The 12695-nt window shown below is 32.4% G+C and carries 13 protein-coding genes; 2 read left to right on the top strand and 11 right to left on the bottom strand.

The window, feature by feature from the left end; genetic code table 11:
• Positions 1–25 precede the first annotated feature (25 nt).
• Positions 26–1534, bottom strand: coding sequence for a glutamate--tRNA ligase (gene gltX / locus ACOOWA_RS17265; protein WP_421377079.1), 1509 nt, complete (start codon positions 1532–1534; stop codon positions 26–28).
• A gap of 120 nt (positions 1535–1654) precedes the next feature.
• Between gltX and ACOOWA_RS17260 the strand changes: the two genes are divergently transcribed.
• Complete coding sequence (locus tag ACOOWA_RS17260; RefSeq protein ID WP_421377158.1) at positions 1655–1999, top strand: phosphomannose isomerase type II C-terminal cupin domain; 345 nt, start codon at positions 1655–1657, stop codon at positions 1997–1999.
• A gap of 417 nt (positions 2000–2416) precedes the next feature.
• Here the strand turns inward: ACOOWA_RS17260 and ACOOWA_RS17255 are convergent, their stop codons facing one another.
• Positions 2417–3394 (bottom strand): glycosyltransferase family 2 protein, encoded by a 978-nt coding sequence (locus tag ACOOWA_RS17255; protein ID WP_421377078.1) that lies wholly within the window; start codon positions 3392–3394, stop codon positions 2417–2419.
• Positions 3394–4368 carry a glycosyltransferase family protein gene (locus tag ACOOWA_RS17250; protein ID WP_421377076.1) on the bottom strand — a complete coding sequence of 325 codons (975 nt, stop codon included), beginning with the start codon at positions 4366–4368 and terminating at the stop codon, positions 3394–3396. Before ACOOWA_RS17250 ends, ACOOWA_RS17255 begins: the two co-directional genes overlap by 1 nt.
• A 62-nt stretch (positions 4369–4430) precedes the next feature.
• Here ACOOWA_RS17250 and ACOOWA_RS17245 point away from each other — a divergent pair, with 62 nt between their 5' ends.
• Positions 4431–5510 (top strand): glycosyltransferase family 4 protein, encoded by a 1080-nt coding sequence (locus ACOOWA_RS17245; RefSeq protein ID WP_421377075.1) that lies wholly within the window; start codon positions 4431–4433, stop codon positions 5508–5510.
• On the opposite strand, the gene ACOOWA_RS17240 is transcribed toward ACOOWA_RS17245, so the two are convergent.
• The 8 genes from ACOOWA_RS17240 to pdxA all read right to left on the bottom strand — a co-directional run bounded on the left by ACOOWA_RS17240 (position 5507) and on the right by pdxA (position 12648).
• A complete protein-coding gene (locus ACOOWA_RS17240; RefSeq protein ID WP_421377073.1) occupies positions 5507–6247 on the bottom strand; it encodes a polysaccharide deacetylase family protein in 741 nt (246 codons plus the stop codon). The genes ACOOWA_RS17245 and ACOOWA_RS17240 overlap by 4 nt on opposite strands.
• Positions 6248–6250: 3 nt before the next feature.
• Positions 6251–7006 carry a glycosyltransferase family 2 protein gene (locus ACOOWA_RS17235; RefSeq protein WP_421377071.1) on the bottom strand — a complete coding sequence of 252 codons (756 nt, stop codon included), beginning with the start codon at positions 7004–7006 and terminating at the stop codon, positions 6251–6253.
• A gap of 136 nt (positions 7007–7142) precedes the next feature.
• The gene (gene rocD, locus ACOOWA_RS17230) at positions 7143–8390 is read right to left on the bottom strand and encodes an ornithine--oxo-acid transaminase (protein ID WP_421377069.1); all 1248 of its coding nucleotides are present in this window, start codon (positions 8388–8390) and stop codon (positions 7143–7145) included.
• A 245-nt stretch (positions 8391–8635) separates the two neighbouring features.
• Positions 8636–9991, bottom strand: a complete 1356-nt coding sequence (gene accC / locus ACOOWA_RS17225; protein WP_421377068.1) for an acetyl-CoA carboxylase biotin carboxylase subunit — start codon at positions 9989–9991, stop codon at positions 8636–8638.
• Between the two features lie 83 nt (positions 9992–10074).
• Positions 10075–10557: an acetyl-CoA carboxylase biotin carboxyl carrier protein gene (accB, locus tag ACOOWA_RS17220; protein ID WP_421377067.1), complete on the bottom strand. Its 483-nt coding sequence runs from the start codon at positions 10555–10557 to the stop codon at positions 10075–10077.
• A 127-nt stretch (positions 10558–10684) separates the two neighbouring features.
• On the bottom strand, positions 10685–10888 hold the full coding sequence (rpmF, locus tag ACOOWA_RS17215; protein ID WP_034678990.1) for a 50S ribosomal protein L32: 204 nt from the start codon (positions 10886–10888) through the stop codon (positions 10685–10687).
• A 59-nt stretch (positions 10889–10947) separates the two neighbouring features.
• Positions 10948–11472 carry a YceD family protein gene (locus tag ACOOWA_RS17210; RefSeq protein ID WP_421377065.1) on the bottom strand — a complete coding sequence of 175 codons (525 nt, stop codon included), beginning with the start codon at positions 11470–11472 and terminating at the stop codon, positions 10948–10950.
• Positions 11473–11556: 84 nt separating this feature from the next.
• On the bottom strand, positions 11557–12648 hold the full coding sequence (pdxA, locus tag ACOOWA_RS17205) for a 4-hydroxythreonine-4-phosphate dehydrogenase PdxA (RefSeq protein ID WP_421377064.1): 1092 nt from the start codon (positions 12646–12648) through the stop codon (positions 11557–11559).
• Positions 12649–12695: the final 47 nt, after the last annotated feature.

The raw sequence follows: 12695 nt of genomic DNA, 5'->3' as shown, positions 1-12695 counted from the left end.
CAAATGTATGAAAAATATGATAAATCTATTTAAAATTATTCACTGCATTGTTTATTCTTGCAGTACTTTCCTCTTTACCAATGAGTTCTAAAATATCCGGAACGTCTGGCCCTTTCAATTCTCCCACTAAAGCTAAACGTAAAGGCATCATTACTTTTCCCATACCTAAGCCTTTTCTTTCAGCAAATTCGTGTAAATTTTCCTTAATCTTCTCAGAAGTGAAATCATTTAATAAATTAAAGCTTTCAGCAAACTCAGTCAAAAGATTTGAAGTTTCGTCATTCCATGCTTTTTTTGAAGCTTTTTCATCGTAAGAAGTTGGTGCTTCGAAGAAAAACTTTCCGTTTTCATAAATGTCTTTCGGGAACGTTGCTCTTTCTTTCATCAAATAGATGATTTTCAACAACTTTTCATCTTCGATATTTAAATTTAAATCTGAATTTTTTAAAATATTCATTAAATCTTCATCCGAAGTTTTCTGGATATACTGATGATTAAACCACTCAGATTTTTCTTTACTGAATCTAGCTCCGGCTTTATGAACTTTATTGAGATCAAATTCTTTTGTCATTTCTTCTAAAGACAATATTTCTTTGTCATCTGCAGGAGACCAGCCTAAAAGTGCTACCATATTGATGAAAGCTTCAGGAAGATATCCGCTTTCTCTGTAACCTTTAGAAATATTTCCGGTTGCAGGATCTGTAAAATTTAAAGGAAATACGGGAAATCCAAATTTATCACCGTCTCTCTTGCTTAATTTTCCTTTTCCTTCCGGTTTTAAAATTAAAGAAAGGTGAGCAAACTGAGGCGCTTCCCAACCCATCGCTTCATATAATAAAATATGTAAACCTAAAGAAGGCAACCATTCTTCCCCACGAATAACATGAGTGATTTCCATCTCGTGATCATCGATTATGTTGGCAAAATGATAAGTAGGCATCCCGTCATTCTTCACCAAAACTTTATCATCTAAAACGTCAGTATTCACAGCAGAATTTCCTCTGATAATGTCAACAAGACCTAAAGTTCTGTCAACCGGCATTTTAAATCTTACCACGTAAGGCGTTTTTTCGTCTAATAGCTTTTGAACTTCCTCTTCAGAAAGCGCAAGACTGTTTCTTAAACGGTTTCTGGTTTTATTATCATAAGAAAAAACTTCGCCTTTAGCTTCATATTCCGCACGGATGGTGTCTAATTCTTCCGCAGTATCAAAAGCAATATATGCGTAGTCTGTTTTAAGAATCTGCTCCGTATATTTATCGTAAATATCTCTTCTCTCCGATTGTCTGTATGGAGCAAATTTTCCACCTTTTTTTGGGCTTTCATCGGGAACTATTCCGCACCATTCTAAGGCTTCTTCGATGTAATCTTCTGCACCTTCAACGTATCTTGCGGTATCTGTATCTTCAATTCTCAATACAAACTCGCCACCCTGATTTTTAGCAAAAAGATAATCATATAATGCGGTTCTTACGCCTCCCAAATGCAAAGGTCCTGTAGGACTTGGAGCAAAACGGACTCTTACTTTCTCCATTTTAAATAAAATTTTTGCAAATTTACTCAAATTATATGTTTTTAAGGTGGTTTACTATTTTTGATATTGGGATTTTAATGATATTATTTACATTTGTAAAAAATTTTGAAATTACAGACTATGCTAGAAATCGGCGAAAGACCTTGGGGGAAATATTATGTTTTGGCAGATGAAGCTCATTATAAACTGAAAAGAATTGAAGTAAATCCGGGACAGAAACTCTCTTACCAATACCATCACAAAAGACAGGAACAATGGACAATTATCGAAGGTGATGCAACCGTTGTTTTGGATGATAAAGAGATAAAACTGTCTTACGGCGAAAGCATTTTCATTCCATTAGGAGCAAAACACAGAATCATGAATCTTTCAGAAAAGCCGGTAATTTTCATCGAAGTACAGACGGGAACTTATTTTGGGGAGGATGATATTGTGAGGTTAGAGGATGAGTACGATAGACAATAAATAAAAAAGAAATGAATGTCCGTAATTGGTAATAATTTAGTTTTAAGAATTTGTTTGTTACTCCGGAGAAATCTTAAAATTCTGAATTAGTTTAGATTCCTCCGAAATGACAAAATGAATGAGTTTTCTTTTTCAAAAAATAAACACTTAATATAACAAATTTTAATTTCTAGATTTGACTTAAGTGGGTTATATATCTTTTTCAGAAAGTTTCTTTCAATTTTGTCATTACAATTTACAAAAAGAATATACTTACCTATTGCTATTTCAACTCCTTTATTTCGAGCAACAGACTAACATTTATTTTCCTGATGAAATAAAATCAGATCAGGATATTTATTTTTTTCTTAATTTTTTCTAAAAACCTCTCTGGAAGGTACAATAATAGAAATAAGATTGTCTTTTGTTAATTTCAAGTTATTTATCAAGTTGTCTTTTGTTGAAAATTTTATCTGTAATATTAAGCAAAAAAGTTCTTAAAGGATATTCTTTAGACATAATTTTTTTTGCATGCCAATATTCATTCTCTATAACCGAAAGATTTTTTTCAATGAAGTGAAGCTTGTGTTTATCACTAACTTTCGAGAGTAAGCTTTTTGATTTTTTATAAGATTGAGAGAATTTTTTTATTAATTTTTTAAATGACGAAAAATCTTGTTGGCTAAGACTTAGATCAAAAAACTTCACTAAATTTTTTTTTTCTTCAGGAGTTTTATCAAAAAAAACCCCTCCAACTTGTTGGCCAGAATGTTCCCTGTAATAAAATAATTTTTCGTTAAGCAATTCAAATTTTTTTTCAGATGAAGCTACTAATGCAATCCATTCATCATGATGAAAATTTTCTAATATAGGAAAAGGCAAAATTTTTTCTAAATATTCTTTTCTTATTGCCATACTAGCACCAGTCGCAATATTAGAGACGTTGGAAATTATTTTGAAATAATCTACATTAATTTTTTTCTCTCTGAGAAACCTTGGAACGTCCCAAAGTGAATATCTTTCAATAGTATTATCATCACCATCTAACGCAAATCCATTGGTGGCAAGTACAGAAATTTGAGGATTTTTCAGAAAATAATTTAGCATTGTTTCAACTTTGTCTGTTTGCCATTTGTCATCTTGGTCACTCAGAAAAATAATATCTCCAGTACATAATGAGATTGCTTTTTCAAAGTTTTTTACGCTTCGAAGATTTTGTTCATTATTATAAATTTTGAAAACACCAGGTAATTTATTTTGATATTCTAATAAGATATTCGATGTATTATCTTTAGAGCCATCATCGCAGATTACTATTTCATCTACTTTTAGTGTTTGATTAAGAATAGAATCAATCTGTTGATGAATAAATTTTTCACCGTTATAAGTACAAAGTGCAACAGAAATTTTTGTCATTAGTTAAGATTAAAAATAATATTTACCCAATTATCAAGTGTGTATTTATAATAAATTTCGTGCGGAAGTTTTTGGTATTCAGTTTCAAAAAAAGACTTTTCAATATTACTGAAATCTTCTTTTAGAACCAAAATATTTTCTGGATTATAAAAATCGTAATTTTTAATGTTTTGATTATCTGTAATGAATTTTTTTTCCAATGCCATCGCTTCAAAAATACGAAAACTTAAGCCCATTTGATTTTGTCGCTGTAGATCTAAAATTACTTTTGTGTTTTTGTACAGCTTTGGCAAAGAATGGTGCGGAATATTGGTTCTTCTGAATTTCAAAACATTAATGTTTTTTTGATCAACCAACTGTATAATTTGATTTTTCCAGCCTTTTTTTCCGGCAATAATAGTTTTGAATTTAATATTTAAATGTTGTATCTGGTTGATAATCAAATTTAATCTTTCAATTCTGTCTTTGTCGTAAGAAGTGATGTAAAAAAGATCAAGCTTAGGATTTTGCTTTTCTGCAGGACAATATTCAAGATAATTATAATTGGTAATTTTCTTAAAACCATGTTCCTCTACATCTTCAGCATCAAAAGAAAAAACGGTATCAAAATAATGTAAAATATGATCTGCAGGATTTCTTGACATGCTGTCGTACAGATAAGCAATATTTCGGTCGGTTTGCTTTCTGATGAATTCGTGCACACGTTCTTCAATATTTTCAGGATTAATAACTAAAATCTGATCCTGTTTTCCGATTTTTTTAAGAGAATCTATGATGAAATCCTGTCTTTTTTCTTGTTTTAAGTTTTTACCGATGAAAACTTTGCTCATTGCGTTTGTCACTCTGGCTCCAAAATTTTTGTGCGTAAAAGCTCCGATATTGATGTGGTACGCTTCAATACCCTTTTCTTTCAGTTTATTGACGATATGCTCATCATAATGCCAAAAATCAAAACTGATCAAACAAATTTTCATAAAGCAAAAGTAAAGATTTTAAAGTTTAAATTTATATTTTTGGAGAAAAGCCCCGGTTTTTAATGAAAAAGAAAATTCTTATCGACGTTGAACGACTTAAATATCCTAGATCTGGAATTGCTAACGTGTGTATTTCCCTTATAAAAGGGTTAAACGAAAAAGTATGCCATTTCAATTATACGTTGTATGGCCCACAAAAAAATATTCCGGAAATAAAAAAAAACTTCAAAATAATCAATTGGAAATTCTGGCAGAAAAAACTTAAGGTAAATACTTCCGGTTTTGACTTAATTCACGTTACCCATCAACTTTCTGATTATTTTCATTCTAAAAAATCAAATCAAAAAAAAATCGTTACACTTCATGATCTAAATTTTCTTCATGATAAAAGTTCTGCCGGAAAAATTGAGAAATCTAAGAAACGGGTTCAGAAAAATATAGGAAACGCAGATGCAGTTGTTTGTATTTCAGAGTTTGTAAAAGATGATTTTCTGAAAAATAAACATTTATTTAAATTGGAAAATGATATTAAAGTTGAAGTAATTTACAACGGATTGGTTTTTCCTGAAAATCAAAAATTTGTTTCAGATAAAAACTATGCATTTCTGAACAGAAAGTTTATCCTCAATATCGGAGTTCTCTTTCCGAAAAAAAACCAGGACGCATTATTGAATTTAATTTCGGAAAATGACCGTGATTTAGTTTTAATAACTTCTTCGGCAAAATCTGATTATAAAGAGAAATTTTTGCAGAAAGCTAAAGATTTAGGTTTAGAAAAACGGGTTCATCTTTTAGAAAATGTTGAAAACAACGAAAAATATTTTCTCCTTCAGCATTGCGAATCTTATTGTCATCCGTCGTTGGCAGAAGGTTTTGGCATTCCTCCAGTTGAAGCTATGTATTTTGGAAAACCAATTTTTCTAAGTAATTTAACCAGTCTTCCAGAAATTGGCGGAGATTTAGCATTTTATTTTAATGGTTTCTCACCCGAACACATGAAAAAAACATATGACGATGGGATCGAAAAATTTAACGCAGATAAAGAAAGCTATAAAGTAAAATTAAAAGAAAGAGCTGCGAAATTTAGTTATCAACAAATGGCAGAATCCTACGAAAAACTCTACGAAGAATTATTAGATTAAAATTTAGTTTTACCGAATTTCAACTTCCATTTGAATGTTTTTAAACTGTCGCTATACTTGATATCAATTCGGTTTACTTCAAATTTATTTTTAAAAGGAAAAAAATCAACATTATTTCCTATTCGCATTGCAGAAGCAATTCCGTTTTTTTCAAGGAGTGTGAAAAAGTCTTTTTTCTTATGTTTTTCTTTAGGAAATTTCCCGTAAGGATAAGCAAGAACTTTTGTGAAATTTATTTTATTTTTTTCTAAAATATCAACGTTTTTCAGCAAATCTGTTTCTGCTTCTTCGATTGATAACTGCGAGAAATTACGATGAGAATGACTGTGTAAAGCGATTTCAATTAAGTTTGGATTAAGCGATTTTATTTCATCAAAATTCATGTAGACTTTCTCTGCGCTATTTTCGTTTTTCTCAATATATTCGGTCGGAATAAAAATAGTAGCTTTCAATTGATATTTTTCCAGCAGAGGAAGCAGATATTGCAAATTGTTGTAATATCCGTCATCAAAAGTCAGGATGATTTTATTTTCAGTAGATTTTTCCTTTTCTAAATCTTTAAAAAATACAGTTTTGAAATTATTTTTGATATAATTTAACTGTTGATCAAGATTTTCGACGGTTACAATTAAGTTATTTTTTGGAGCAATCGATTGAGGTAAAACTTGGTGATACATCAAAATTCTGATGCTTTCCTTCTTAGAAAAGCCAAAAATCATTTTTAGAAATTGAATCATGGCTTATTTGAATTTATGAATTTCGTGAAGTTTTTTATATTTTAGAAAAGTGTAGAATGCGGCGGTTGCAGCGGCATAATATCCAACCAATCCATCCAGAAAGCCTAGACGTAAAAAATAAGACTTGAAGAATTGAAAAAGAGGTTTAAATAAAATTTTAAATAAATTAGATTTCTTGCCGTTTTTGTACATTTTTTCAGCCATCATCGAAGTGTATTTGTTAGATTTTTCGATATGATGATAAATATCTTTGTATGTGTAATGATTGATTTTTCCTTTTAATTTTCCTTTAGGTTCAGATGTTATAAATTCTTCATGAACGATGTCTTCGGAATATTTTCCGTAACCTTTTTTGAAAAGTCTTTCTCTTTTGATGTTTCCCCAACCTCCATATTTTAAAGTTTCCCCTAAAAAAATATTATTAAACTCAACATCGTAAACATTAAACTCTGATCGGGCTTCAGAAATAGTTTTTCGAATAGAATTTTTCAGTTCTTCATCAGGAATTTCATCTGAATCTAAAAATAAAATCCACTCTGACTGACATTTTTCAATAGCAAAATTCTTCTGTTTTCCAAAACCTAAAAATTTCTGCTGAATGAATTTTACTTTTGGGAATTTTGAGCAGATTTCTCCTGTACAGTCTTTAGAAAAACTGTCTACAATGATGATTTCATCGGCTAAATCATGTACTGTATTCAGATTTTTTTCGATTATTCTTTCTTCATTAAAGGTGATAATTGCTACGGAAAGTTTCATTGCTGTGTTGTTGTCAGTACAAAAATACTGTTTATTTCGAAATTCGAAAATCTTTGTAAAGCTGCACTGTTTTTATTGATGAAAAAATAACACCCTGATTTTGAGTGTTATTAATTTTTTAAATATGGTAAAAAATCTAATTTTTATATTCTAAAATTGTCTTTTCAATTATGCTTACGCAATCTAATAATTGTTCTTCTGTAATGACCAAAGGCGGTGCTAATCTGATGATGTTTCCGTGAGTTGGTTTTGCCAGTAAGCCGTTTTCTTTTAACTGTAAACAAAGATTCCATGCGGTAGAACTTTCTGGTGTATCATTAATTAAAATTGCGTTCAGTAAACCTTTCCCACGAACTTTTGTAATCAAATCTGATTTCTCAATTACTTTTTCAATTTCACTTCTGAATAGTTTTCCTAATTCTTCAGCTCTTTCAGAGAGTTTTTCTTCTTCCACAACGTCTAAAGCAGCAATAGCAACTGCACAGGCAATCGGATTTCCACCAAAAGTAGAACCATGTTGTCCCGGTTTAATGACGTTCATAATTTCATCATTTGCCAAAACTGCGGAAACAGGATACATTCCGCCAGAAAGTGCTTTACCTAAAATCAAAATATCAGGTTGTACATTTTCGTGATGACAAGCAATTAATTTCCCTGTTCTTGCAATTCCTGTCTGAACTTCGTCTGCAATAAACAATACATTATGTTTTCTGCAAAGTTCTGAAGCATTTTTAAGGAAATTTTCGTCCGGAACATAAACTCCGGCTTCCCCTTGAATCGGTTCAACCAAAAATGCAGCAATATTTTGGGCGTCATTTTTAAGAACGTTTTCTAAAGCATCAAGATCATTGTATGGAATTTTCACAAATCCTGGTGTGAAAGGTCCGTAATTTTTGTTTGCATCAGGATCATTTGAGAAAGAAACAATGGTTGTGGTTCTTCCGTGAAAATTATTTTCACAAACAATAATTTTAGCTGCATTTTCGGAAATTCCTTTTACTTCGTAACTCCATTTTCTTGCTAATTTTACGGCCGTTTCTACTGCTTCAGCTCCAGAATTCATCGGTAAAACCTTATCAAAACCAAAAAGAGTAGTGATTTTTTTCTCGTATTCCCCTAAACTCGAATTGTAAAATGCTCTTGAAGTTAGAGCCAGTTTTTTAGCCTGATTAATTAACGCATCAACAATTTTAGGGTGTGAATGACCTTGATTTACAGCAGAATAAGCGGAAAGAAAATCGTAGTATTTCTTACCTTCAACATCCCAGACAAAAACACCTTCACCTTTATCCAAAACTACCGGAAGAGGATGATAGTTGTGTGCGCCGTGCTTTTCTTCAAGTTCGATAAAGTATTGCGAGTTCTTTGCTGTAACTGTTGACATAAATTTTGATTTTTACAAATTTAGCCATTATAAATAACTTAGTTAAACAAAATTATTTCTGTTTAAAATTAAGATTCAGAAGAGGTTTGAAGATTTGGTAAGGAATCCGGAAGATATTTAGTAAACTTCAGCAGAGTTTTGGTTTTTATATCTTTTTTCTGTTCGAATAAAAGGTTTGGTAAATTTTAAATCAAAAAAAAACGCCTCGAAGTGAGACGGTTTCAGTAATTTATATCAAAATAATCTTAATTATTATCATACTTTCTATCCATTACAAAACTCTCCATGAATTTTGTCGTGTAGTTTCCTGAAAGATAAGCTTCATCTTCCATCAACTGTCTGTGGAAAGGAATGGTAGTTTTTACGCCTTCAACATAGAACTCTTCCAAAGCTCGCTTCATTTTTGCAATTGCTTCTTCACGGGTTTGTGCCGTAGTGATTAGCTTTGCAATCATTGAATCATAGTTGGAAGGTATTGTATATCCTGAATAAACGTGCGTATCAACTCTGATTCCGTGTCCTCCGGGAATATTTAATCCTGTAATTTTCCCTGGTGACGGTCTGAAGTCAGCATAAGGATCTTCCGCATTGATTCTGCATTCAATTGAATGTAATTTCGGATAATGATTAATTCCAGAAATTGGAGTTCCTGCAGCTAAAAGAATTTGCTCTCTGATCAGGTCATAATCGATTACTTGTTCAGTAATCGGGTGTTCAACCTGAATTCTCGTATTCATTTCCATGAAATAGAAATTTCTGTGCTTGTCAACCAAAAATTCGATTGTTCCTACACCTTCATAACCGATAAATTCAGCAGCTTTTACAGCAGCTTCACCCATTTTCTCACGAAGTTCATCCGTCATGAAAGGAGATGGAGTTTCTTCTGTCAATTTTTGATTCCTTCTTTGAACGGAGCAATCTCTTTCAGAAAGGTGACAAGCTTTACCAAACTGGTCTCCCGCAACCTGAATTTCAATGTGTCTTGGTTCTTCAATCAGTTTTTCCATATACATACCTCCGTTTCCGAATGCAGCAACCGCTTCCTGAATGGCAGATTCCCAGTGTTCTTTAAGATCTTCGGCTTTCCAGACAGCTCTCATTCCTTTTCCACCACCACCGGCAGTAGCTTTAATCATTACAGGATAACCTGTTTCTTCAGCAGTTTTTACAGCATGTTCGTAAGATTCAATTAAACCTTCAGAACCAGGTACACAAGGCACGTTTGCTGCTTTCATGGTTGCTTTAGCGTTGGCTTTATCTCCCATTCTCTCGATTTGCTCAGGACTTGCACCAATAAATTTGATACCGTTTTTCTGACAGATTCTTGAGAAATTGGCATTTTCAGATAAGAAACCGTAACCCGGGTGAATTGCATCTGCATTGGTAATTTCTGCAGCAGCAATAATATTAGGAATTTTTAAGTATGAATCTTTACTCATCGCAGGACCAATACAAACAGCTTCGTCAGCAAATCTTACGTGAAGACTGTCTTTATCTGCAGTAGAGTATACTGCAACCGTTTTGATTCCCATTTCTTTACAAGTACGTAAAATACGCATTGCAATTTCGCCACGATTGGCAATTAATATTTTTTTGAACATCTTAATTTGATTTAAAATTTGAAAATTTGAAAATTTGAAATTGATTTTGTCATCAATTATCAATCATCATTAATCAATTATAATTAAGATGGATCTACTAAGAATAATGGTTGGTCATATTCTACCGGAGTAGCATCATCAACTAAAATCTTAACAATTTTACCGCTTACTTCAGAGTCGATTTGGTTGAATAATTTCATTGCTTCGATTACGCAAACCACTTTTCCAACAGAAACTTCGTCACCTACATTTACAAAAACATCTTTGTCCGGAGATGGTTTTCTGTAGAAAGTTCCAATCATAGGAGATTTAATAGTCACAAATTTACTATCATCAGAAGCAGCTTCAGTCTTTTCCGGAGATGCAGAAACCGCAGCAGGAGCATGACCCGGAGCAACTTGTTGAGGAGCTTGCTGATACATTGCAGGTTGAGCAACATAGCTTACTTCATTACCTCCAAGTGGAGTTTTAATAGTAATTTCGAAATCTTTTGTTTTGTATTTTACTTCAGAAACTTCAGCTTTAGATACAAACTTAATAAGATTTTGTATGTCTTTAATGTCCATAAATTTGATATTTGATTTTGAGCCAAAGATACCAAAAAAACCTAAAAAACAACAAAAAACCGCCAAATTTTATGAAAATAGGGCGGTTTCTGTATAAAAACGAGTGTTTTTCGAGGAAAATCGACTCTTAGTTTTCTTCAGTAGTTGCTACTTCTTTTTCCAATACTACTTTACCTCTGTAATAAAGTTTTCCTTCATGCCAGTGAGCTCTGTGGTAAAGGTGCATTTCACCTGTTGTAGCATCTTTTGCTAATTGAGGAACTACGGCTTTGTAATGAGTTCTTCTCTTATCTCTTCTTGTAGACGACTGTCTTCTCTTTGGATGTGCCATTTTGTAATAACTTTTTTAATTGATGATCGATGAGATTCCTCATCCCATCATTAAACTATTTAATTTTTATTCTTTAAATTTTTTAGAGCGTCCCATCTTGGATCGCTTTGCTGTTCTTCCTCTTTTTGTATTTCTTTTGGACTGAATTTTTCAAGAATTTCCAAATCTTCATCACTTATATTGGGTGATATTTTCTTCATTGGTATGGAGAGCGCCACATTTTCGTAGATCAGATGAGCTACATTGAAAGCATGGTCGTTGGTAGGAATGGTGATCACATCTTCTTCGCTGTCATCGTATTCTTCGCCAAACTTCACCAAAATACCGATTTGGTTTTCGATGGGATGAGTGAAATTTTCGTTTGTAATATCACAAACCAATTCTACTGTACCATCTACTTTAATTTCAAATTCTAAAAAAGTAGTGTGTTTATCAAGCAAAACATCTACTGCAATTTTAGGTTCTGTAAATTCCTGTTCAGTGTCAAATAATTGAAAGAACTCTTTATCTATCTCAAACTTGAACTCGTGTTTGCCGGTTTTTAATCCGGAAAAGCTTACATCGTAGTTTCTTAACTTGTCCATAAAATGAGTGTGCAAAAATATGCATTTTTTTTAATATTACAAATAAAATCCGTAACAAATTAATTTTTAATCTGTTTATAAATTTTACATTTCATTTTCTACCGGTAAATCTTCATCGACTCCGTTATCTGAAGGCATTCTTTTTGGCTGTAGACGATTGCTCATCAAATCTTTATAATCATTTCTGTTGTTAAAGATTTTAATTGCTGTAAAAATGGCCTCCACAAAACTCTGTTCGTCTGCAATATTTTTTCCCGCAATATCATAAGCAACCCCGTGATCCGGAGATGTTCTGATGAAAGGAAGTGCAGCGGTATAATTCACTCCTTCTTCATAAGCTAGAGTTTTAAAAGGCGCCAATCCCTGATCGTGATACATTGCTAAAACGGCATCATAGTTTTTATATTTTCCCGGTTGGAAATAACTATCTGCCGGAAAAGGTCCGAAAGTAAGAAATCCGCTGTCTGAAAGTTCTTTTATAGCGGGTGAAATAATTTCAATTTCTTCATTTCCGATAACTCCCCCGTCGCCAGAATGTGGATTTAATCCTAAAACAGCAATTTTCGGTCTTCTAACCGCAAAATCTTCAATTAAAGTCTGGTTTAAAGCTCGGATTTGCTTCTTAATTTTTTCTTTAGAAATATTTTCCGCTACTTGTGACAAAGGAATATGATGTGTAGAAACAGCAACTTTTAAATCTTCTGTTACCAGAAACATCAAACCTTTTTTATTAAACTTTTCTTCAAAATAACCGGTGTGACCTGCGTGTTTGAAGCCCATTTTCATCATTTCGTCCTTGTTGATCGGTGCAGTTACCAAAACATCAATTTCTCCTTTTATCAAAGCTTCGGTTGCTGCTTCAAGAGAATCGATTGCCATTTTCGTAGATTCTTCGGTTGGCTTTCCCAATTCTACGTTAGAATTTTCTTTCACAAGATTTACCATGTTCAGTTTCCCGTTTTGTGCTTGTGAAGCTTCTGTAATGTAGTTGAAATTTAAATTTAATTTAAAAAGATTCTTCTGATAAGTAAAAAGTTTGCCCGAACCAAAAATAACAGGAGTAAAAAAATCTGTAATGGTTTTGTCTTTCAGAGATTTCATGATGATTTCCGGACCAATGCCGTTGAAGTCGCCAATTGAAATTCCTACTCGTACTTTATGGTTTTTTGGGCTCATTTTGATTATCTTTGAAGATTATAATTTTACAAATTTAGCAAAAAATA

The organism is Chryseobacterium sp. GP-SGM7 (genome assembly GCF_049166575.1).
Classification (GTDB): domain Bacteria; phylum Bacteroidota; class Bacteroidia; order Flavobacteriales; family Weeksellaceae; genus Chryseobacterium.
This window is presented reverse-complemented; position numbering and strand designations above follow the sequence as displayed.

Bases quoted from the DNA above. Each gene is read 5' to 3' on its own strand.
- gltX (WP_421377079.1), bottom strand. From the start codon at position 1,534: ATGGAGAAAGTAAGAGTCCGTTTTGCTCCAAGTCCTACAGGACCTTTG.
- ACOOWA_RS17260 (WP_421377158.1), top strand. From the start codon at position 1,655: ATGCTAGAAATCGGCGAAAGACCTTGGGGGAAATATTATGTTTTGGCA.
- ACOOWA_RS17255 (WP_421377078.1), bottom strand. From the start codon at position 3,394: ATGACAAAAATTTCTGTTGCACTTTGTACTTATAACGGTGAAAAATTT.
- ACOOWA_RS17250 (WP_421377076.1), bottom strand. From the start codon at position 4,368: ATGAAAATTTGTTTGATCAGTTTTGATTTTTGGCATTATGATGAGCAT.
- ACOOWA_RS17245 (WP_421377075.1), top strand. From the start codon at position 4,431: ATGAAAAAGAAAATTCTTATCGACGTTGAACGACTTAAATATCCTAGA.
- ACOOWA_RS17240 (WP_421377073.1), bottom strand. From the start codon at position 6,247: ATGATTCAATTTCTAAAAATGATTTTTGGCTTTTCTAAGAAGGAAAGC.
- ACOOWA_RS17235 (WP_421377071.1), bottom strand. From the start codon at position 7,006: ATGAAACTTTCCGTAGCAATTATCACCTTTAATGAAGAAAGAATAATC.
- rocD (WP_421377069.1), bottom strand. From the start codon at position 8,390: ATGTCAACAGTTACAGCAAAGAACTCGCAATACTTTATCGAACTTGAA.
- accC (WP_421377068.1), bottom strand. From the start codon at position 9,991: ATGTTCAAAAAAATATTAATTGCCAATCGTGGCGAAATTGCAATGCGT.
- accB (WP_421377067.1), bottom strand. From the start codon at position 10,557: ATGGACATTAAAGACATACAAAATCTTATTAAGTTTGTATCTAAAGCT.
- rpmF (WP_034678990.1), bottom strand. From the start codon at position 10,888: ATGGCACATCCAAAGAGAAGACAGTCGTCTACAAGAAGAGATAAGAGA.
- ACOOWA_RS17210 (WP_421377065.1), bottom strand. From the start codon at position 11,472: ATGGACAAGTTAAGAAACTACGATGTAAGCTTTTCCGGATTAAAAACC.
- pdxA (WP_421377064.1), bottom strand. From the start codon at position 12,648: ATGAGCCCAAAAAACCATAAAGTACGAGTAGGAATTTCAATTGGCGAC.